The sequence below is a fragment of the Actinoallomurus rhizosphaericola genome (genome assembly GCF_024055675.1).
Classification (GTDB): Bacteria; Actinomycetota; Actinomycetes; order Streptosporangiales; family Streptosporangiaceae; genus Actinoallomurus; species Actinoallomurus soli.
In genome coordinates this window covers 253,144-274,271 of sequence record NZ_JAMXMW010000002.1, presented here as the reverse complement: position 1 = coordinate 274,271, position 21,128 = coordinate 253,144, and the positions used below count along the sequence as shown (strand labels likewise).

Sequence of the window (21,128 nt, the reverse complement as noted above, 5' to 3'; positions counted from 1 at the left end):
GCCCTCGGCACCGACGCCTGCCGTGGGACACTTCTGGCATGAGCGGTCCCGTCGGCGTTGATGAGGTCCGCGCGGCTCGTGACGTGCTGCGCGATGTCACCGTGACGACCCCGATCCTGGAATCCCGGTCCCTGTCGGCGAAGGTCGGCGGCCCCGTGCTGCTCAAGGCCGAGAACCTCCAGCGCGCCGGGTCGTTCAAGGCCCGCGGCGCGTATGTCCGCATCGCCCGCCTCAGCGCGGAGGAGCGGGCACACGGCGTGGTCGCGGCCAGCGCCGGAAACCACGCGCAGGGCGTCGCGCTGGCCGCCACGCTCCTCGGCTGCAGGAGCGTCGTCTTCATGCCCGAGGGCGCCCCGCTGCCGAAGGTCGCCGCGACCCGGGCGTACGGCGCGGAGGTGGTGTTCGGCGGTCCCGGCGTGGATGCCTGCCTGGCGGCCGCCACGGCCTACGCCCGGGAGAACGACGCGGTCTTCATCCACCCGTTCGACCACCCCGACGTGGTGGCGGGGCAGGGCACGGTGGGCCTGGAGATCCTGGAGCAGTGCCCGGAGGTCCGCACGATCGTGGTGCCGGTCGGGGGCGGCGGCCTGGTCGCGGGGATCGCGGCGGCCGTCAAGGAGCTCCGCCCGGACGTACGGGTCGTCGGCGTCCAGGCGGAGCGCGCGGCGGCCTACCCGCCGTCGCTGGCCGCCGGACGCCCGGTGGCCGTGGAGCCGGCCGGCACGATGGCCGACGGCATCGCGGTGGGCCGGCCGGGCGACCTCACCTTCGAGCTGATCTCCAAGCTCGTCGACTCGGTCGTCACCGTCTCCGAGGAGATGATCTCCCGTGCCCTGCTCAACTGCCTAGAACGCTCCAAGCAGGTCGTCGAGCCCGCCGGCGTGGTCGGCGTCGCCGCGCTGCTGGACCGGCCGCAGATGTTCGAGCCGCCGGTGGTAACGGTGCTGTCCGGGGGCAACATCGACCCGCTGCTGCTGTCCAAGGTGCTCCGCCACGGGCTGGCGGTGGCCGGCCGCTACCTGATGTTCCGCGTACGGCTCCCGGACCGGCCCGGCGCGCTCGTCACGCTGCTCGGCGAGCTGGCCGAGCTCGGGGTCAACGTCCTGGACGTCGTCCACCAGCGGACCGCCTCCCGGCTCAACGTCGACGAGGCCGAGGTGTCGCTGCACCTGGAGACCCGGGGCCCGGACCACTGCGACGAGGTCCTCGGGCGCCTGCGAGGCGAGGGTTACACCTTGAGCTTCGGCTGACCGGTCGTGGCCGATGAGCGAGGCGTTATGAAAACGTTATCCTCCTCGCGCGCCTGATGTCAGAGGCTTTTTACCGAGAATCCCCAGCACGTGGCCCCTGCGGCCGCGTGAAAGGCCGGTCATCGCGCGTTGGGAGTGAAATGTCCTCGGTCGATCGCGCCACGAAGCGACGCCGAGTCGTCGAGCTGACCATCGCGCTGCTCGAGGGACCGCAGGCCTTCTTCAGCTTCTACGCGCTCTCGTGGCCGTTCTGGGGCCGGCTGCTCTCATTCCTGGGCTTCATGGCCGTCGCGGTCCTCGTGGCGGCCCTGATCCTGCGCTGGATCGAGGCGCTCGAGCGGCCGTCTCCCAGTGCACGCTTCGGCGAGTACATCGTGATCGTGGCGAAGGGCGCGGTGCGCTGGACGGTGTACGGGCTCCCGGGAATCATCGCCGTCACGGCCGTCTTCTTCTTCGTGACGAGCGTGTGGCCCTACACGACGAACCGGGTCTGGCCCGCGCTGACCCACCACCAGGTCTGCGGCGCGCCGATGGACCTCAGGGTCGTCGCCGGTCCGGAGAACGCCGCCGCCCTGTTAACCGACGCGGCCGACCGGTACGTCGCCGAGAAGTCGAGGAACGGCTGCCGGACGGTGACCGTCACCGTGACCGCGGCCTCATCACTCGATCAGCTCGAGAGCGGTCTGGCCGGCGGCTGGGTGGGCCCGGACTCCTCGCTCGACCGGCTCGACTGCGCCAAGCTCCCGTCCCGGTTGGCGTTGCTGGGCCCGCAACCGGACATCTGGATCCCTGAGAGCGGTGAGACCGTCGACTGGGTACGGGACCGCCTCGGGCACGGCGATTCCTGCTCCTTAGCGCAGAACCCGCTGCGCGTCGAGATCGGCAGCGTCCACGCGACCGGCTCGATCGGATCCTCGCCCCTGGTCCTGGGCGTCTTCGCCGACGCCGATCGTCCGGAGGTGGGAGGCGACGCGGGCCAGCCGAGCCTGGCGGCCCTGCTGCAGGCCTTCACGAACTATCGGCTGCTGGACCTGAAGTCGGTGGTCCGCCCGTCCCCCGACACCTCCGAGTCCGCGCTGTTGTCGACCCCGTTCCTGTATCGGGCGTTGCGCACGGCGGACCAGACGGATGAGGACGTGGAGAGGCTGCTCGACCATGAGCCGATGGCCGGCGGTGACGCCACCTCGCTGCTGTGCCGGTTCCGGGCCGACGACGCCGCGGGGAAGGGACCACCGAGCAACGCCGCGGTCGTCCTCCCGGAGAGCGTCCTCGCGCGCTACGACCACGGCGACGCACTGCGGCAGGACGTGTCCTGCCCCTGGCGTGTCCCGTCCGCGAAGTGGCAGCTCTACCCGTTCTACACCAGTGATCTGCCGATGCTGGACTACCCGTTCGTCCACCTGCGCTGGCCCGGTCAGGACACCGGCCGGCGTAACGAGGCCGTCGAGGACTTCTACCACTGGCTCGCGAAAGGTCAGTCGACCCGCGAAGGCCTGCGTACCACGGCCGGCCGGTACCCCGCGGACAGCCCGTACCGGAAGAGCCTGCAGAGCCGGCGGAACGACGTGCCGGAGACCGTCTCGCGCCCCACGCTGCACGATTCGAGCTGTGCCGGGTCGCTGAGCCGCACCCTCGACTGTTACGACAGTGCCCGGCCGAAGTACCCCCTGAGCCTGATGATCGACATCTCCGGATCGATGGCCAACACCGTGGCCGGCGGACCGCGCCTGGCACGGGCCCAAGGAGTGGCCGAGCGTGTCATGGCCGACGTCCGATCGGGAAGCCCGATCAGCCTGTACCTCTTCTCGAGCGTCACGCATCCGGCGAACGGCCCGACCGGTGACACCGGCGACGGCGCCACCTTCGACAACGTCCTCGGCGCGGTCCGCCGTGCCACCACGAACGGACGTGACCTGGACCTCGTCACCGCGGTCGGGCAGGCCGTCCCGTCACTGAAGCAGGGAAGACAGACTCTGCTCCTGCTCACCGACGGGCAGATTCCGAACACCAACCCCGACACGGCGCGCCGGGCCCGTGAACTCGCCAAGCAGCTCAAGGACCGCCTCCCCGCGCTGCGCGTCCTTACCGTGCTGACCGGTCCTTCGGGCTGCGGCGACCCACCGGTCAGAGACTTCGTCGGCGCCTTCGGTAAGGACTCCTGCCTCGCCCAGGGGCAGCTCACGACCGACGACTTCGCGAGCCTCGTCGCGTCCGACATCGCCGGGGGATGGGAACGACCGTGACCGAGAACTGCGAGCCGTCGTGTTAGCGGACAGGGCGCGCCGCCACGCGACCCGGCGCAGACGCCTGGCCGCCTCCGTCGTCGCCGCCGCGCTGACGCTGGTCGTCCTGCCCGGCGTGAAATGGTCGCTGTCCTATCGCCCGGCCGTCGCGGGCTGTGGGAAGCACCGCGGATTGGTCATGGCCGCGGACGTCGACGTCAGCCCGGACTTCCAGCGCAGCGCCCTGATCGACGAATGGAACAAGGCGCACCCCGACATGCCGGCGACGCTCGTGGAGATAGCGCGATCGACCGACGAGGTCCGCAGCCAGCTCACCGCGGCCGTCGGCTCGGGAAGCTGTGCCTACGACGTCCTGCTCGCCGACGTCGCGTGGATCCCGGAGTACGCCCGGCGCGGTCTCCTCACGGAGGTCAAGGCGTCTCAGCTTGACGACCCGGGCGACTTCGTCCCACAGACCCTGCAGACCGGGCAATGGCGGGGACACCAGTACGCGATCCCCTGGTACACCGACGCCGGCCTGCTCTACGTCAGGCAGGGCGACCGGGCGCCGAGTTCCTGGAACGACCTGCTCGGCCGGGGCTACGCGACCCAGCTCAAGGACTACGAAGGACTGACCGTCAACACGCTGGAGGTCATCTGGAACACTCAGCAGCGGGCGGTTCTCAGCGGTCCCATCGACAAGGTCGACGACCGGACCGCCGCGATCGTACTGGCGGGGATCGACCGCCTGGCCACCGCGAACCCGATCCTGGCCCGCTCCCGCTCGTACGAGGAGGACGGCTCCTTCGAGGCCTTCGCCGATCACGAGACCGGCCTCATGCGCAACTGGCCGTACGCCTTCCGGGAGCTGATCGCCGACCCGCGCGTCGGCGACAGGTTCCAGGTGACGACCCTCCCGGAGACGGGCGTCAGCGTTCTCGGCGGATGGGACCTCGCGGTCTCCGCCCAGTCCAGGCACAAGGCGGACAGCCGCGCGCTCATCGACTTCCTCACGAGCACGGACTCGCAGCGCCGCTTGTTCTCCTGCGGGGGATTCACTCCGTCTCGGACCTCGGCCTTCGAGGGGGTGACGCCCTGCCCCGACAAGAAGTACCGGCCCGACGAGCTACCGTCCCCACAGCGTTTCAGCCAGTTCGCCGGCACCCTCCAGGCCGCGCTTTACCACGCCCGCCCGCGCCCGGTCACCCCGTACTACGCGCAGTTCAGCGAGACGTTCCGCGGCTGCGTCCTGAAGGTCCTGGGCGCCCACGACGGGGTCCCCGGCGCCCGTGCCCCCACCCCGCACGATCTGGCCCGCGCCCTCACCGCCGCGCTGAACGGCAGACAGGGCACCTGCTGACCAATGGGAGACGATCCGCACTCATGCCCTTTCCCAGCGAGAGTCAGTCGACTTCATCAGGAGAACGGCGGAAGAGAAATGGACCTAACGGATGCGCAGTGGCGGAAGTCGGAGCGCAGCAGTGACAACGGCGGCGACTGCGTCGAGGTGACGGTGCTCGACGGCGACTGATCGGCCGCCCCGTATGGCGCACGGATCCGTCGTCCCGGACGTGTTCGAGCCCGCGCGGCTCGGGCCGTTGACCCTTCGTAACCGCGTCATCAAGGCGGCGACGTTCGAGGGGATGACGAAGGGCGCCGTCGTCACCGACGAGCTGATCGAGTTCCATCGGCGGCATGCGGCGGGCGGGGTCGGCATGACGACCGTGGCGTACTGCGCGGTGGCGCCGGAGGGCCGTACCGAGCGTCATCAACTGTGGATGCGGCCGGAGGCGCTGCCGGGTCTGCGGCGGCTGACCGACGCCGTTCACGCCGAGGGCGCGGCTATCTCGGCTCAGCTCGGGCACGCCGGGCCGGTGGCGAACGGCCGGTCCAACGGCGTCCCGTCGCTGGCTCCGTCAGCCGGGTTCAATCCACAGAGTCTGCAATTCAATCGCAGGGCCACGCGGGCCGACATCGAGCGGATCACCACGGCGTACGGCGACGCGGCGTTACTGGCGATCGAGGCGGGGTTCGACGCGGTCGAGATCCACCTGGGGCACAACTACCTCGCCAGTTCCTTCCTCAGCCCGAAACTCAACAGGCGCCGGGACGCGTACGGCGGATCACTCGCGAACCGGGCGAAGGTGGCGCTCGGCATCGCACGCGCCGTACGGGACGCTGTCGGGGACCGCATCGCCGTCCTCGCGAAGTTCAACATGGACGACGGTGTACCGGGTGGGTTCTGGCTGGACGAGAGCCTGCAGGTGGCCCGGTGGCTGGAGCGCGACGGCGGCGTCGACGCCCTGGAGTTGACGGTGGGCAGTTCGCTGCTCAACCCGATGTACCTGTTCCGGGGTGACGCGCCGCTCCGGGAGTTCGCCGGGGCGTTCCCGCAGCCGCAGCGGCTGGGCATCGCGCTGGTCGGCGGGCGCTTCCTCCGGAGCTGCCCCTACCAGGAGGCGTTCCTGCTGGACAGCGCCCGTCAGTTCCGCGCCGCCCTGAAACTGCCCCTCGTGCTGCTGGGCGGCATCACCGAGCGCGCGACCATGGACCGTGCGATGGCCGAGGGCTTCGAGTTCGTCGCCATGGCCCGCGCGCTGCTCCGCGAGCCCGACCTCGTCGACCGCATCCGGAAGGACCCCGCCACCCGGTCGTTGTGCATCCACTGCAACAAGTGCATGCCGACCATCTTCCGCGGCACGCACTGCGTCCTCGCCTGAAGCGAACGACCCGGTGGCCTGCCGAGGCCACCGGGTCGCCGACTTCTCGCTACAGAGCGGGCTTACCCTCGCTGTAGACCCACGCCTGGAACAGCTTGTCCAGGTTCTTGTGGGTGAAGTGCTCGGTGAAGGAGACGAACTGCGCCGTGTCGGCGTTGCCGTAGCGGTGCGCCGCCGGCCAGGCCTTGATCAGCTGGAAGAACACCTTGTCGCCGACGGCCTTGCGGATCTGGTGGATCGTCATCGCGGCCCGCGTGTAGGTCAGGTCGTCGAAGATGTGGTCACGGCCCGGGTCGGCGACCTTGCCGCTCCAGTCGGTGTCCGCCGAGTTGTACGCCTGGTCGAAGTACTGCTGCGCCGTCTGACCGCCGTGCTGCTCGCTGTAGAGCCACTCGGAGTAGGTCGCGAAGCCCTCGTTCAGCCAGATGTCCTTCCAGTGCTGCGGGGTCACGGCGTCCCCGAACCACTGGTGTCCCAGCTCGTGGGCGAGCAGGTCCGCGCTCGGGATCGCGCCCGCCGAGCGCCGCGCGTACACCGGACGGCCCTGCGTCTCCAGGGAGTAGCCGACGTTCGGAGCGAGCACGTTGATCCCGCCGACCGAGCCGAACGGGTAACGGCCGTAGAGCCTCTGCTCCCAGTCGATCACGTCGGCGGTCGCCTGGTTGAAGTCGCCCGAGGCCGTCGCGGACTTCACCGAGGCCGGGTCGACGGCGGTGATGTTGCGCAGGCCGCTCGGCGTACGGGTGTCCTTGACGTCGAAGTGGCCGATCGCGACCATGACGAGCTCGCTGGCGGTCGGCTGCTTGTCCACCCAGCGGAACGTCGTCGTCGACCCGTGCGTGTGCGTGCCGGCCGGCTCGCCGTTGGCCAGCACCTGCAGGCCCTTCGGCACCGTGACGGTGAAGTCGTACGTGGCCTTGTCGTCGGTGCTGTCGTTGACCGGGTACCAGGTCGCCGAGCCGAACGGCTGGGAGAGCGCCACCGCGCCGTCGTGCGTCTGGATCCAGCCGGAGATGCCGAGCGCCTTGTCGTCGATCATCTGCGGGACGCCGGAGTAGGCGACGTCGACCGTGAACGACCGTCCCTTGCGCAGGCCGCGCGGGGGAGTGATCACGAGCTCCTGCGCGCCGGTGCGCTCGTACTTCGCCGCGTGACCGTCCACCTTGACCTTGCCGACCTTCAGCGGGCCGAGGAAGTCCAGGTCGAACCGGGAGAGGTTCTGCGTCGCGGTCGCGGAGATCGTGGCGTGGGCGTCGATCGCCTTGGTGCCGGCGTCGTACGCGAGCGACAGGCTGTAGTGCCGGGCGTCGTAACCGCCGTTGCCCATGTCCGGGAAGTACGGGTCGCCGGCGCCCGGCGCGCCGGGGGTGAACCCGGTCGTGGCCTGAGCGGCGGAAAGGGGGGTGAGCAGGCCGGCCGCCGCCACGACGGCGGCGATCGACAGAGCTCGTGGGGTAAGCCTTGCCATGCACCTCTCCAGTTGTCTTCGCTGGCGCCACGCCCGAGGCGTCACGCGGGACACAGCATCCTCCCCATGATCCCCGATCACAAGGTACGACCGGCGCTCACCACGAGGTCGGGCGCTTCTTTCCGTACAGCCAGGCATGGAAGAACCCGCCGAGATCCTTGCCGGAGACCCGTTCGGCGAGCGCGATGAACTGTGGGGTCGTGGCGTTGCCGTGCCGGTGCTCGCTCGTCCAGGCCCGCAGGATCGCGAAGAACTTCGCGTCGCCCACCTTCTGCCGCAGCGCGTGCAGGGTCATGCCGCCGCGCTCGTACACCGATCGGCCGAACAGCTGCGCCCGGCCCGGATCGGCCGGGGGAACCGACCACAGGTCGGGGCTGCCGGTCTGGCGGTACCGCTGGTCGAACTGCGCCTGCACCGACGGGCCGCCGGTCCGCTCGCCCCACAGCCACTCGGCGTACGTGGCGAAGCCCTCGTTGAGCCAGATGTCGCTCCAGCGGGTGATGGTGACGCTGTCGCCGAACCACTGGTGCGACAGCTCGTGCGCGATCGTGGTCGGGTCGGCGCCCATCGCCGGGCCGTACTCCGGCTTGGTCTGGGTCTCCAGCGCGAACCCCACCTGGAGGTTGTCGACGACGCCGCCGGCCGACGCGAACGGGTACGGGCCGAACAGCTTCGTCCACGCGTCGACGACCTGCGAGGTCGTGTCGTACAGCTTGTCCGCCGTGGTTGCTATGACGGACGGGTCGACCGCGACGTACACCGGGACACCACCGGGCGTACGGCCGGTGCGGACCTTGAACCGCCCGACGTCCACCATCGCGAGGTAGGTCGCCATCGGGGCGTCCTCGCGCCAGCGGTACGTCGTGGAGTTCCCGGCGGTGGTCGTCCCGGTCTGGATCCCGTTGGCGATCGCGGTGAGGCCGCGCGGCACGGTGATCTGGAAGTCGTAGCTCGCCTTGTCCTCCGGGTGGTCGTTCGAGGGGAACCACGTGTGCGCCCCGCTCGGCTCGTCGCCGGTGAAGATCCCGTCCGAGGTGGGCAGCCAGCCGTACCGGCCCAGCACCGGATCGTCGATCTGCCGGGGGTTCCCGGAGTACCGGACGCGTACGGCGAACCTCCCGCCGCGGGCGATCGGCTTGGGCGCGGTGACGGCGAGCTCGCTGCCGCTGCGGCTGTAGGAGGCGGTCCGGCCGTCGACCGTGACCTCGGACACGTTGAGCCCGGTGAGGTCCAGGTCGAAGCGGGCCAGCGGGCCGGTCGCGACCGCGGTCACCGTCGCGGTGCCGGTCAGCTCGGGTGTCGCCTTGGGTGTGATCCGCAGGTCCAGGGAGTAGTGCTGCACGTCGTACCCGCCGTTGCCGTCACCGGGGACGTAGGGGTCTCCGACGCTCGCGGCGCCGACCGCCGCCGCGGCCGGGGCGGCCGCGGCCGTCGGCCGGGCGGAGTTCGCGGTGGACGAGCAGGCGGTGAGCGCGGCGACGAGCAGCGCGCTCAGGGAGATCCGGGAGGAGGGAAGGCTCACCGCCCCAGCCTCGCCGCAAAACGCCGATAAAGCGAACTCGCCGTTTTGCTCGATCCCGCCCGCGAAACGGCGGAAACGGGCCGGTGAGCGAATCCTCCCCCAAGAAAGCTTTGCCTTCGCCTTACGGGGAATCTCCGCGCGGTTCCGGTGATCGCGGACTAGAGATTTCCGCGGCGTTCCTGCTCGCGTTCGATCGCCTCGAAAAGGGCCTTGAAGTTGCCCTTGCCGAAGCCGAGCGAGCCGTGCCGTTCGATCAGTTCGAAGAAGACCGTGGGCCGGTCCTGCACCGGCTTGGTGAAGATCTGCAGCAGGTAGCCGTCCTCGTCGCGGTCGACCAGGATCCGCCGTTTCTGCAGCTCCTCGATCGGCGCCCGGACGTCGCCGATGCGTTCGCGCAGCTCAGGGTCCTGGTAGTAGGAGTCCGGCGTGTCCAGGAACTCCACGCCCGCCGCGCGCATCGCGTCCACGGTGGAGAGGATGTCGTTGGTGGCCAGCGCGATGTGCTGCATGCCCGGGCCGCCGTAGAACTCCAGGTACTCGTCGATCTGGGACTTCTTCTTGGCGATCGCCGGCTCGTTGAGCGGGAACTTCACCTTTCGGGTGCCGTCGGCCACGACCTTCGACATCAGCGCCGAGTACTCGGTGGCGATGTCGTCGCCGACGAACTCCTTCATGTTCGAGAAGCCCATGACACGCTGGTAGAACTCCACCCACTCGTTCATCTTGCCGAGTTCGACGTTGCCGACGCAGTGGTCGATCGCCTGGAAGAACCTCTTGGCGGGCGGCGCCACGATCGGGTCGGCGGCGACATAGCCCGGCAGGTACGGACCGGAGTAGTTCACGCGCTCCACCAGCGAGTGGCGGGTCTCGCCGTAGGCGGCGATGGCCGCGACGACGACCTTGCCGTGCTCGTCCTCGAGGACGTGCGGCGCCTCGACGCTCCGCGCGCCCTGGGCGATCGCGTGCCGGTAGGCCGCCTCCGCGTCCGGCACCTCGATGGCCAGATCGATCGCGCCGTCCCCGTGCTCGGCGACGTGGCGGCCGAGGTCGGTGCCGGCGCGGACGGCGCCCTTGAGCACGAACCGCGCGCCGCCGGACTCCAGGACATACGCGGCCTCGTCCCGGCTGCCGGTCTCCGGGCCCTTGTACGCGACGCAGCGCATGCCGAACGCGGTCGAGTAGTAGTGCGCCGCCTGGCGGGCGTTGCCCACGGCGAAGACGACGGCGTCCATGCCCTTGACGGGGAACGGATCGTCCCGGCGCGGGTTCGGCGCGAGTTCCTGCCGCTCGGTGATCTCGGTCATGGCTACTCCCTGCACTGCGGTGGGCGAGGTTCCCCCTCAATGTCGGTCGTCGGGTACAGAGTGGGCAAGACCTGCCGAAATCACTGGACAACATGTACAGTGCGGGCAGCGGAGGGCGGGTAGATCTGTACACCCTGCCCAGGGAAAAGTGAGGGCGAGATGATCGACGATCTGGACGCCCGGCTGATCGGGCTGCTGAACGCCGAGCCGCGCATCGGCGTCCTGGAGTGCTCACGCCGGCTGGGAGTGGCCCGCGGCACCGTGCAGGCGAGGCTGGACCGGCTGCAGGAGCGCGGGGTCATCCGCGGGTTCGGGCCAGAGGTGGACCCGGCCGCGCTCGGTTACCAGGTGACGGCGTTCATCACGTTGGAGATCCGGCAGGCGGGCGGGCACGATCCCGTCGCCGCCCGGCTGGCGGCCATTCCCGAGGTCATCGAGGCGCACACCATCACCGGCGGCGGCGACATGCTCTGCCGCATCGTCGGGCGGGGCAACCAGGACCTGCAGCGCGTCATCGACCTGATCGTCGACGTCGAGGGCGTCCAGCGGACCTCGACCGTGATCGCGCTGGCCACCCCGGTGCCGCAGCGGACGCTGCCGCTCGTACGGGCCGCCGCGCGCCAGTGAGACATACGTCATCTCGTACGGGCCGCCGCGCGGCGGTGAGACACACGTCATCGCCCGCACGCCGAGGGCGTACGGGCGATGACGTAGATGTCCGGGGGCGGAAGGTGCGGCGGCTCAGGAGCCGGCGTACGGCGTGGCGTCGAGGATCTCGACCTCCATGCTCCGGCCGTTCGGCAGGTTGTACTTGGCCTTCTCGCCGACCTTCTTGCCGTTGATGGCGGCGCCGAGCGGGGACTTGGGGGAGTAGACGTCGATCGGGGCGCCGCTCTCCTCACGGGAGGCCAGCAGGAACGTGACCTCCTCGTCGTCACCCACGAACTGCACGGTGACGGTCATACCGGGGCCGACCACGCCTTCGGTGCGGGGCGCCTCACCCACGCGGGCGTTCTGCAGGATCTGCTGGAGCTGGAGGACGCGGCCCTCCTGCTTGCCCTGCTCCTCCTTGGCCGCGTGGTATCCGCCGTTCTCCCGCAGGTCCCCTTCCTCACGAGCGGCCTCGATCTTCTGTGCGATCGCGATCCGGCCCTCGCCCGTGAGGTAGTCCAGCTCTGCCTTGAGCCGGTCGTACGCCTCCTGGGTCAGCCAGGTGACGTTCTCATTGCGGGTCTCGGTCACGGGTACTCCTCATCCACATGAAGTGCGGCCGTTGAACTCTCTAGGCTACCGGCACTTGAACGTGAAGTAGCCGAGGGACGAGAGCTTTATGCCGTTATGACGTTCATGTTTGTTCCCCAGTGGGGATGCCTTTTTAACCTACGCGGCAGTCGTTGACGGTCACGGACGTGGCCCGTGATGATGTCGGCAACTCCTGATGCCGCTCAATACTGCCGGTACCGGGCGGAACGGTCACATCGGCCCGCCCGAGTTCGGAGTGATCGGTGCCGTACGCCACGAGAGAACAGCGCACGTCATCGCCCTTCGGCTTGCTGATCTGGTAGTGCACGCGCACCGAGTGATCCGCCAGCTGGAAGGAGATGACCTCCGGGGTGATCCCGGGCCTGCCCTCCGAGAACCCCACGATGATCGCCCAGCCGATGGCGCAGACCGCCACCAGCACGCCGATGACGGCGTAGGCCACCACGTTGCCCTTGCGGGTGTGGCCCGTCGCAGCCACCGTACCTGTCGTGCTCATCGGCGTCGCGGCGTGGCCGCCCCGGGAGTCATGCCCAGGTCGAACACCGCATCCCTCCCTCGTTCGTCGGTGGGGCTCGTTACGGTGTCCCCCACCGGGAATCTTCGTGCGGGGGGCCGGTGTTCTCCGGAAGAATCCACCTGTCGGGAGCGGCCTTCCACCACCGGGGGCCACCCCGCGCGACGACTATGACCTTACGCTGACGGGGAGCCTACGTTGTCCGAGAGATCGACCGGTACCGAGCCGTTGCGCCTGATGGCCGTCCACGCTCATCCGGACGACGAGTCCAGCAAGGGCGCCGCCACGATGGCGCGCTACTCGTCCGAGGGCGTCCAGGTCCTGGTCGTCACCTGCACCGGCGGTGAGCGCGGGGACATCCTCAACCCCGCGATGGACAAGCCGGAGATCAAGGCCAACCTCGCGGCGGTGCGCATGGAGGAGATGGCCAAGGCCCGGGAGATCCTCGGCGTGGAGCAGCAGTGGCTGGGCTTCGTCGACTCCGGCCTGCCCGAGGGCGATCCGCTGCCCCCGCTCCCGGAGGGCTGCTTCGCCCTGCAGCCGATCGAGGTGGCGAGTGAGCCGCTGGTCCGCGCGGTCCGTGGGTTCCGGCCGCACGTGATCCTGACCTACGACGACAACGGCGGCTACCCCCACCCCGACCACATCATGACCCACAAGGTCTCGGTGGAGGCCTTCGAGGCGGCGGGCGACCCCGACCGGTACCCCGGCACCGGGGAGCCGTGGCAGCCGCTCAAGCTCTACTACCACATGACCTTCCACCAGGAGCGGTTCCAGGCGGAGCACGCCGCGATGGTCGAGGCGGGCCTCGAGTCGCCCTACACCGAGATGCTCAAGCGCTGGCAGGACCGCCCGCTCCAGTGGGAGATCACCACGCGCGTGCCGTGCGCCGACCACTTCGAGGTCCGCGACCAGGCGCTCCTCGCACACGCCACCCAGATCGACCCGAACGGCCCGTTCTTCGCCTGCCCGACGGAGCTCCGACGGAAGGCATGGCCGACCGAGGACTACCATTTGGCTCGTTCCCTGGTCGACACGGAGCTGCCGGAGGACGACCTGTTCGCCGGCGTCCGGGAGAAGGTGTGCCTGTCATGATGTATCTCGCGGTCAACGAAGACCAGGTCACACCAGGGGTGGTGGCCTTCTTCATCGTCGCCGCGCTGGGCCTGACGCTCTTCTTCCTGATCCGTTCGATGAACCGGCACATCCGCAGGATCGAGGCCCCCAGCGAGGACGAGCTCCGGCAGGCCGACTGGGAGCGCCGGCAGAAGGCGAGCGCCCGGCCCGACGCGGACAAGCGCAAGGCCTGACGCCCCGGCGCATCAGACCCGGGCGGGCACGCGCCCCAGGCCCAGGCGGGCTCCGCCGCGGGCCGGGGCGAGGAATCACCTCAGACCGAGGCGGGCACGGGGCGGTCCGAGGAAGCAGCTCAGGCCGAGACGGGCACGCGGCGGGCCGGGGACCGGCCCCGGAGCCGGAGCCGGTCGGTCGCGCCGGCCAGCCCGGCCCCGATGACGATCACGGCCAGTCCGGCGATCGCGTCGGCGACGTAGTGGTTCGCCGTCCCGACGACGACGGCGAAGATGAAGACCGGGTAGGCCACGGCGAGGATCCGCAGCAGGCGGCGGGTGGTGTTGCGCGCGACCTGCCACCCGCACCAGGCCGCCCATCCCACGTGCAGGGACGGCATCGCGGCGAACTCGTTGGTCAGGCCGCCCAGGCCCTTCGGGGCACTGGCGTCGCCGGACCACCAGCCCCACTCGTGATACTTCGCGAGCGTGTCGACGAAGCCCGGCAGCATCCGCGGCGGCGCGGTGGGGAACAGCGAGAAGCCCACCAGCCCGAGCAGGGTGGCGGCGACCAGCGTCGTACGGGCCCGCGCGTACTGCCAGGGGCGCTTCTTCCAGAGCCACACCAGCACGACCGGCGTGATGACGTAGTGCAGCGTCGCATAGGCGTACGACATCGTGACGCCGAGGACCGGCACGGCGGAGACGGCGTGGTTGACGCCCCGCTCGTGGTCGAGGTGCAGCACCCGCTCGACCCCGAGCACGTGATGCGCGTCGGCGAACGCCTGCCCGTGGCCCGCGGCCACCAGCATCCGCACGCCGTCGTACATCAGGTAGACGACGAGGAGCAGGAGCACCTCGGGCCACCAGCGGCGGGAATCCGCAGAAGTCCTGGGAACAACCGGGGGCGGCGCCGTGTACGCCCTTGGAACCTTGGTCACCAACGCGGGACCCCCTCCGCCGTCGTGCCTCTGTCCGAGGTCTGTCCGTACCCTCCTGAACCGGTGTTATGTGTAACGTACATCTACCTGGTTCATTCCCGATGCCCAGGGCCTCCGTGGCGTCTCCCGAGCAGGCTCTCAGGACGCGTTCAGGTAGCACTCAACTCCGCAGGTCACTATGGAGGGGTGAGTGAAGCCCGACTTCTCGTGGTCGAAGACGAGCCCAACATCCTCGAGCTGCTGTCCGGCAGCCTGCGCTACGCGGGGTTCGAGGTGGCGACGGCGACCGGCGGCACGGAGGCCGTCCAGGTCGCCCTGCAGCGTCGGCCCGACCTGATCGTGCTGGACGTCATGCTGCCCGACATGGACGGCTTCGACGTCATCCGCCGGCTGCGCGGCGGCGGCGCGCACATCCCCGTGCTGTTCCTCACCGCGCGGGACGCCACCCAGGACAAGATCCGCGGGCTGACGCTCGGCGGCGACGACTACGTCACCAAGCCGTTCAGCCTGGAAGAGGTCATCGCGCGGATCCGCGCCGTGCTGCGCCGGGCCCAGGGCGGTCCGGCCGAGCCCCCGCCGCGGCTCGGCTTCGCCGACCTGGAGCTGGACGAGGAGAGCCACGAGGTCTGGCGGTCCGGCAAGCCGATCCAGCTGTCGCCCACCGAGTTCAAGCTGCTGCGCTACTTCATGACCAACGCCAACCGGGTGCTGTCCAAGGCGCAGATCCTCGACCACGTCTGGGACTACGACTTCCGCGGCGACACCGGCATCGTCGAGTCCTACGTCTCGGTACTGCGCCGCAAGCTCGACAAGCTCGGCCCCCGCCTGATCCATACGCTGCGCGGGGTCGGTTACGTGCTGCGCCTGCCACCGGAGCGCTGATGACCGCCTGGGCGCGGCGCCTGTCCGCCCGGACCCCGTTGCGGATCAAGCTCATCGCCGCGGTCGTCACGCTCGTCCTCCTCGCCCTCGTCGTGACCGGCGTCGCGAGCGTCTCGGTGATGCGGAACTACCTGCTGGGCCGCACCGACCTGCAGCTGCAGGACCTGCTGCACCGGGCGGAGCGGTCCCTCGCCCAGCCGGGCAAGCCCCTGCCCGGACAGAGCGGCGGCACGATCGTCCAGATCCGCGACGCCGACGGCAAGGTCGTCACGCACACCACCGTGTCGCCCTGGGGGACGGTCCAGCCGGACCCCGCCATCCCCGAGAGCCCGGACTGGCTCGACGAGCACGCCCAGAAGCCGATCACCCTCAGGGCGGTCTCGGGGAGCACCCGCTGGCGGGTGTACATCGAGCCGGTGGGCAACGGCTACGTGGTCGCGGCCGCCGACCTGACCGAGGTCGGGCGCACGGTGCGCAGGTTCGTGGGCGTGGAGCTGATCGTCGGCAGCGTCGTCGTCGTCCTCATCGCCGGGCTCGGCATCGCCATCGTGCGCGCCAGCCTCCGGTCCCTGGAGGACATCGAGCACACCGCCGCCGCGATCGCGACCGGCGACCTGTCGCGCCGCGTCCCCGACGCCGACCCGCGCACGGAGGTCGGCCGCCTCGGCGACGCCCTCAACGGCATGCTCGCCCAGATCGAGACCGCCTTCCACGCGCAGGCGCGGTCGGAGGCGACCGCCCGCGAGTCCGAGGAGCGCATGCGCCGCTTCGTCGCCGACGCCAGCCACGAGCTGCGCACGCCGCTGAGCGTGATCCGGGGCTTCGCCGAGTACTACCGGCAGCGCGACGACGTCGACCGCGCCGAGCTCGACCGGCTCATCGTCCGGGTCGAGGACGAGGCCGTACGGATGGGCGCGCTCGTCGACGACCTGCTGCTCCTGGCCCGGCTCGACCAGCAGCGTCCGCTCGCCATGAGCCCCGTCGATCTCCTCGCCCTGGCCGCCGAGGCCGTGCACGACGCCCGCGTCCTCGACGCCGACAGGAAGATCACGCTCTCCGTGCGCAGCGGCTCGGCGTTCATCGTGACCGGCGACGAGCTGCGGCTCCGCCAGGTCATCCGGAATCTGCTGACCAACGCGCTGCAGCACACCCCGCCCGGCACGCCGGTCGAGGTGACGGTGCACTCCGGGCGGCTGGGCGACTCCCCGGCCGCCGTGCTGGAGGTCGCCGACGAGGGACCGGGCATGCCACGGGAGCAGGCGGAGCGGGTGTTCGAGCGGTTCTACCGCGCGGATCCCGCCCGCAGCCGGGGCGGGACGGGTCTCGGCCTGGCGATCGTCGCCGGCCTGGTCCACGCGCACGGCGGCACCGTGGAGGTGGAGACGGCGCCGGGCAAGGGCGCGACCTTCCTCATCACCCTCCCGCTCGACCCGGACGCGATCGACGCGGACCCCGCCGAGGCCGTGTCCGCGTAGGGCCCGCGCCTCGGTCTCCGTCCGCGGCGGACCGGCGCGCGGGTCCGTCTTCGGCTTTTACCCCGGCCTTATTGTGCGAACTTTCAGGTTGGGCTCAGCGACGTTCAAGGCACGGCGGACATCCTCAAAGTGTCAGACAAAGTACCGACTTTGGGGGACGAAGCAATGGAAACCCACGACCGGTCCGCGGACGAGCGCCCCGAGGAGTCGCAGGCCGGGACGACACCATCCGTGGAGGCACGGACGGGTTCCTCGTCCACATCCGAAGCACAGCCCGAGGACGTCCGCTCCTGGCCGCCGTCCGAACAGTGGCCGGGCGCAGAGCAGTCCGCCCCGGCGGCGGCAGGCGAGACCCCGAGCGAGCCGCAGACCCAGGGCGCCCAGAGCCCGCAGACCCAGAGCCCGCAGACCCAGAGCCCGCAGACCCAGGGCCCGCAGGCGCAGGACACGCAGACGCAGGGCGGCGGCGGCCAGGAGCCGCCGTACGGCGCGCGACCGGAGGCGGCGGCGTACGGGGCGCACGGCGAGCAGCCGCACGGCATGGGAGCCGCGGCGTACGGCACCCCGGGCCGGCCGCCGTACCAGGCCCCGGGCACGCCCGGTCAGCAGCCGCCCCAGGGCCCCGGCGCGTACGGGCAGCCGTACGGCGCGCACCCGGACCCGTACGCCTACCCCGCCCAGACGCAGCAGAGCCCGGTCGGCCGGCTGACCGCGCGCCGCAAGGCGGCCGCCAGCGGCATCGCCCTGGCCCTGGTCCTCGCCGGAGGACTCGCCGGAGGCGCCGTCGCGGCGCTCGTCGACCACGGCCGGACGGTGTACGCCAGCCCCACCGCCGTCCACGGGGCGTCCAACAAGAGCGCCACCGGAATCGCGGCCATCGCCCAGGCGGTGCAGCCGAGCGTCGTTTCGATCACGGTGACCACCCCGACCGAACAGGGTGAGGGCTCCGGGATCATCCTGCGCTCCGACGGCGTCATCCTGACCAACAACCACGTCGTCGCCGATGCCTCGCAGGGTAGCCAGATCTCGGTCAACTTCAGCGACGGCAAGAAGGCCTCGGCCACCGTGCTCGGCACCGACCCGGCGACGGACCTGGCCGTGATCAAGGCGGCCGGGGTGTCCGGGCTCAAGCCGGCGACGCTCGGCAACAGCGACCAACTCCAGGTCGGCGACCCGGTCGTTGCGATCGGCAGCCCGCTCGGCCTGGAGGGATCGGTGACCTCCGGCATCGTCAGCGCGCTGCACCGGACCCTGAACGAGGGCGGCGACCAGCAGCAACAGCAGCCCGGCTTCCCCGGCTGGGGCCAGCAGGGGCAGCAGGGGCAGCAGCAGAGCAGCTCGGGAGCGACGATCGGTGACGCGATCCAGACGGATGCGGCGATCAACCCCGGAAACTCCGGCGGCCCCCTGGTCAACTCCTCCGGCCAGGTGATCGGCATCAACACGGCGATCGCCACGTCCGGCGGCAGCAACGGCAACATCGGCGTCGGGTTCGCGATCCCGATCGACACCGCGAAGCAGGTCGCCGACCAGCTCATCAAGTCCGGCAAGGCGACGCACGCCTACCTCGGCGTCTCGCTGTCCGACGTGGCCGGCGACCAGCAGGGCGCCCTCATCGCGGGCGTGCAGAAGGGCACCCCGGCGGCATCGGCCGGCCTGCAGGAAGGCGACATCGTCACCCAGATCGACGGCAAGGCCATCCAGGACGCTCAGAGCCTGTCCGCGGCGATCCGCGGCCACCAGCCCGGCGACAAGATCTCGCTGACCTTCGTCCGTGGCGGCAGCAAGCACACGGTGAGCGTGACGCTCACCGCCAACGCGGGCAACTGACCCGAGCAGCGCACGACCCGGCGGGGGCACCACCCAGACGGCCCGGCCGGAGCGGTCCCGAATCAGGAACCGCCCCGGCCGGGCCGTCGGCGTATCACCGAGCCGCAGCCTCCAGACGGCAAGGCGCGCCAGGCAGGAGAATCGCCCGACCCCGGCCCGCCCACGCCCGGTGCGCCCGCGCCCGGCCTGCCCGTGCCTGGGCCGCCGGCCCAGGCACGGGCCGCCCAGCCGCAGGTGCGGGCGCGCGGCTCGGGCGCACGCTCGACCCGGACCCGGACCCGGTGTCGGCGCTTCCGGAGAGCGGAGTGCCGAGGGTTCTGGTGGTCGGCGCGACGAAAATCCTCGGCGCAAGGGCGGCGGAGCGGCACATGCCCACTCGCCGTTCGTACCCACGCATGGGCGCGTACGGCTCGGGTCGGGTGTCGGCGTCGCGGTGAGAGTTAAGTGCCGAGGATTCTGAGGGATGGCGCGATGGGAATCCTCGGCGCAGATTCGGTCACCGGGTCCGGCGACGGGCACCGGGGACGGCCCGACTTCCGGGGATCGCCTATGCCGCGGGTACCTCCTGCGTAGGGCCTGGTTGGGTTCGCCCGGCCGGGCTGTCGGCGTGTCGGCGAGCGACCGCTTCAGAGGCGGCGTGCTTCCCCCGGGGGGAGAGAAGCGCCCTCCGCGCACGGGTCCGGCTGTGCTCGGGTCGGGTCGGGTGCCGGCGTCCCGCCCAGAGCGGAGTGCCGAGGGTTTCGGTGGCTGGCGCGACGAGAATCCTCGGCGCAGAGTCGGTCGTCCCCTCAGGCCACCCGTCCGCGGACGCGGTCGTCGGTGGCCTCAGGGGTCCTGTCAGGCGCCGGGGAAGGCTCCGTCCGGGAAACCGTCCGGGCCGTTGCTCGCCGGCAGCACCACCTGGTCACCGGAGGACAGGCCGCCGGTGATCGCGACGTACCGGTCGCTCCGTACTCCAAGCCGCACGGTCCGGGTGATGCTCCGCCCCTCGTGCCGTACGAGCACGGTGGCCGCGCCGCCGGGTGCGGTCCGCACCGCGGCGACGGGGACGTACAGCACGCTCTGGGCCTGCGCGGTCACGACGTCGACGGTCGCGCTCATGCCGACCAGCACGCCGGACGGTGGATCGTCGAGGGAGATGTTCACGCCGACCCGGGCGAGGTTGCCACTGGTGGTGGCCGCCGGGTCGATGCCGGTGACCGTGCCGGTGTACTGCCCGTTCGGTGACATCCCGAGTCCGATCGTCGCCCGCTGGCCGATCTTGAGCCGGTCGACGTCAGCCAGTGAGAACAGGGCCCGTACCTGGAGGTCGTCCAGGTCGCCCAGCGTGAGGAAACCACCCTTGCCCGCGCCGACCTGGTCGCCGACCGCACCCGTGATCGACAGGACGGTGCCGGACATCGGCGCCTTGAGGGTGGTCGCGGACAGCGTACGGTCGGCCTGCCGGACGTTGACCTCCGCCTGGGTGACCTTCGCGGAGGCCTGCTCGGCCGCGTTCGGCTGGCAGCCGCCGCCACCGCCCGCGCCGCCACGGCTCGCCCCACCGCCACGACCCGCACCGCCACCGCCCGCGCCGGGACGGCTTCCGCCGGGGCGGCCGCCGCCCGAGCCGGGCTTGCCGCTCGGCTTCGGGTGGCCGGTGGGTTTCGGGTGGCCGGTCGGCTTGGGATGCCCGGTCGGTGTCGGGTGTCCGGTCGGCCGTGGAGAGTGCGTGGGCGAAGGGCTGGTCGGGGTGGGCCGCGGCGAGGTCGGCGTCGGCGTCGGGGTCGGGGTGGGCTTGTGGGTCGGTTTCGGGGTGGGCGTGGTGCTGGTGGGGGTCGGGGTCGGCCTCCGCGGCGGCCGAGGACGCCGGAAGCCGGCCGTCTGAACCGCCGCTCCGGGCGCGCCTCCCGTTCCCCCGTTCGCGGATCCGCCCGCCGCGCCGCTTCCCGAACCGCCGGAGCCTGAACCGCCGGAGCCCGTGCCGCCGGAGCCCGTGCAGATGCCCTGGAGCGCGTTGGCGTAGGTGTCCTGAGCCGCCGTGAGCACGGCCTTCGCGACCGCGACCTGTTCCCGGGCCGCCGTGTCGTCGAGGCGGGCGAGGACCTGGCCGGCGTGTACCCGTGCGCCCGGCGCGACCTTGATCTCCTTCACCGTTCCGGAGGTGCCGAAGACGAGCTCGCGGGTGTCGGCGCTGCGCACGGATCCTGCGGCCCCCGCGGTCGCCGTCACGGTCCCCCGTCGCACGACGGTGTACGCCGCGCTCGCGGGAGAGTCGCCGAGGGCCACCACCCCGGTCGTGAGCATGACCACCGCACCGGCGGTGAGCCACGGTGGTCTCCGGAGATCGCGCATGGTCGGGCGGTTCACGCGCGGAATCCTGGCGGATGAAGGTCACAGGGACCCGAGCCCAACCTCAGAGTTCCCTGAAGGCGTCCTCTCCGGTCGTGGTCGGTCACTGGTCGCGGC

The 21,128-nt window shown here is 70.8% G+C and carries 18 protein-coding genes; 11 read left to right on the top strand and 7 right to left on the bottom strand.

The features are described 5' to 3' along the window. Window positions 1-38: 38 nt before the first annotated feature. The 5 genes from ilvA to NE234_RS05165 all read left to right on the top strand — a co-directional run bounded on the left by ilvA (window position 39) and on the right by NE234_RS05165 (window position 6,192). Entirely contained in the window at window positions 39-1,250 is a 1,212-nt protein-coding gene (ilvA, locus tag NE234_RS05185) for a threonine ammonia-lyase (protein ID WP_252777686.1), read from the top strand. Between the two features lie 140 nt (window positions 1,251-1,390). Further along, on the top strand, window positions 1,391-3,493 hold the full coding sequence (locus tag NE234_RS05180; RefSeq protein ID WP_252777685.1) for a vWA domain-containing protein: 2,103 nt from the start codon (window positions 1,391-1,393) through the stop codon (window positions 3,491-3,493). A gap of 19 nt (window positions 3,494-3,512) precedes the next feature. Beyond that, window positions 3,513-4,832, top strand: a complete 1,320-nt coding sequence (locus NE234_RS05175; RefSeq protein WP_252777684.1) for an extracellular solute-binding protein — start codon at window positions 3,513-3,515, stop codon at window positions 4,830-4,832. A gap of 78 nt (window positions 4,833-4,910) precedes the next feature. Further along, entirely contained in the window at window positions 4,911-5,003 is a 93-nt protein-coding gene (locus tag NE234_RS05170; protein WP_252777683.1) for a DUF397 domain-containing protein, read from the top strand. 13 nt (window positions 5,004-5,016) lie between these two features. Then, a complete protein-coding gene (locus tag NE234_RS05165) occupies window positions 5,017-6,192 on the top strand; it encodes an NADH:flavin oxidoreductase (protein ID WP_252777682.1) in 1,176 nt (391 codons plus the stop codon). A gap of 49 nt (window positions 6,193-6,241) precedes the next feature. On the opposite strand, the gene NE234_RS05160 is transcribed toward NE234_RS05165, so the two are convergent. From NE234_RS05160 to hppD, 3 genes are all read right to left on the bottom strand, one after another. Then, complete coding sequence (locus tag NE234_RS05160) at window positions 6,242-7,660, bottom strand: M1 family metallopeptidase (protein WP_252777681.1); 1,419 nt, start codon at window positions 7,658-7,660, stop codon at window positions 6,242-6,244. Window positions 7,661-7,757: 97 nt separating this feature from the next. Continuing rightward, complete coding sequence (locus tag NE234_RS05155; RefSeq protein ID WP_252777680.1) at window positions 7,758-9,182, bottom strand: M1 family metallopeptidase; 1,425 nt, start codon at window positions 9,180-9,182, stop codon at window positions 7,758-7,760. 158 nt (window positions 9,183-9,340) lie between these two features. Further along, on the bottom strand, window positions 9,341-10,486 hold the full coding sequence (gene hppD, locus NE234_RS05150; protein WP_252777679.1) for a 4-hydroxyphenylpyruvate dioxygenase: 1,146 nt from the start codon (window positions 10,484-10,486) through the stop codon (window positions 9,341-9,343). A gap of 159 nt (window positions 10,487-10,645) precedes the next feature. Between hppD and NE234_RS05145 the strand changes: the two genes are divergently transcribed. Beyond that, complete coding sequence (locus tag NE234_RS05145; RefSeq protein ID WP_252777678.1) at window positions 10,646-11,113, top strand: Lrp/AsnC family transcriptional regulator; 468 nt, start codon at window positions 10,646-10,648, stop codon at window positions 11,111-11,113. 114 nt (window positions 11,114-11,227) lie between these two features. Here the strand turns inward: NE234_RS05145 and greA are convergent, their stop codons facing one another. Beyond that, on the bottom strand, window positions 11,228-11,728 hold the full coding sequence (gene greA / locus NE234_RS05140; RefSeq protein ID WP_252777677.1) for a transcription elongation factor GreA: 501 nt from the start codon (window positions 11,726-11,728) through the stop codon (window positions 11,228-11,230). 133 nt (window positions 11,729-11,861) lie between these two features. Further along, entirely contained in the window at window positions 11,862-12,227 is a 366-nt protein-coding gene (locus NE234_RS05135) for a DUF4307 domain-containing protein (RefSeq protein ID WP_252777676.1), read from the bottom strand. A 273-nt stretch (window positions 12,228-12,500) separates the two neighbouring features. Between NE234_RS05135 and mca the strand changes: the two genes are divergently transcribed. Continuing rightward, window positions 12,501-13,358, top strand: a complete 858-nt coding sequence (mca, locus tag NE234_RS05130) for a mycothiol conjugate amidase Mca (protein ID WP_252778162.1) — start codon at window positions 12,501-12,503, stop codon at window positions 13,356-13,358. Next, window positions 13,355-13,573 (top strand): hypothetical protein, encoded by a 219-nt coding sequence (locus tag NE234_RS05125; RefSeq protein ID WP_252777675.1) that lies wholly within the window; start codon window positions 13,355-13,357, stop codon window positions 13,571-13,573. The genes mca and NE234_RS05125 overlap by 4 nt, the downstream gene beginning before the upstream one ends. Window positions 13,574-13,692: 119 nt before the next feature. Here NE234_RS05125 and NE234_RS05120 read toward each other — a convergent pair whose 3' ends face one another. After that, entirely contained in the window at window positions 13,693-14,409 is a 717-nt protein-coding gene (locus tag NE234_RS05120; RefSeq protein WP_252777674.1) for a phosphatase PAP2 family protein, read from the bottom strand. Between the two features lie 270 nt (window positions 14,410-14,679). On the opposite strand from NE234_RS05120, the gene NE234_RS05115 reads away from it, so the two are divergent. From NE234_RS05115 to NE234_RS05105, 3 genes are all read left to right on the top strand, one after another. Continuing rightward, window positions 14,680-15,375: a response regulator transcription factor gene (locus tag NE234_RS05115; protein ID WP_252777673.1), complete on the top strand. Its 696-nt coding sequence runs from the start codon at window positions 14,680-14,682 to the stop codon at window positions 15,373-15,375. Continuing rightward, window positions 15,375-16,850 (top strand): sensor histidine kinase, encoded by a 1,476-nt coding sequence (locus NE234_RS05110; protein WP_252777672.1) that lies wholly within the window; start codon window positions 15,375-15,377, stop codon window positions 16,848-16,850. Before NE234_RS05115 ends, NE234_RS05110 begins: the two co-directional genes overlap by 1 nt. 165 nt (window positions 16,851-17,015) lie before the next feature. Continuing rightward, complete coding sequence (locus NE234_RS05105) at window positions 17,016-18,680, top strand: S1C family serine protease (protein ID WP_252777671.1); 1,665 nt, start codon at window positions 17,016-17,018, stop codon at window positions 18,678-18,680. A gap of 837 nt (window positions 18,681-19,517) precedes the next feature. Here NE234_RS05105 and NE234_RS05100 read toward each other — a convergent pair. Next, on the bottom strand, window positions 19,518-21,029 hold the full coding sequence (locus tag NE234_RS05100; protein WP_252777670.1) for an efflux RND transporter periplasmic adaptor subunit: 1,512 nt from the start codon (window positions 21,027-21,029) through the stop codon (window positions 19,518-19,520). Window positions 21,030-21,128 lie beyond the last annotated feature (99 nt).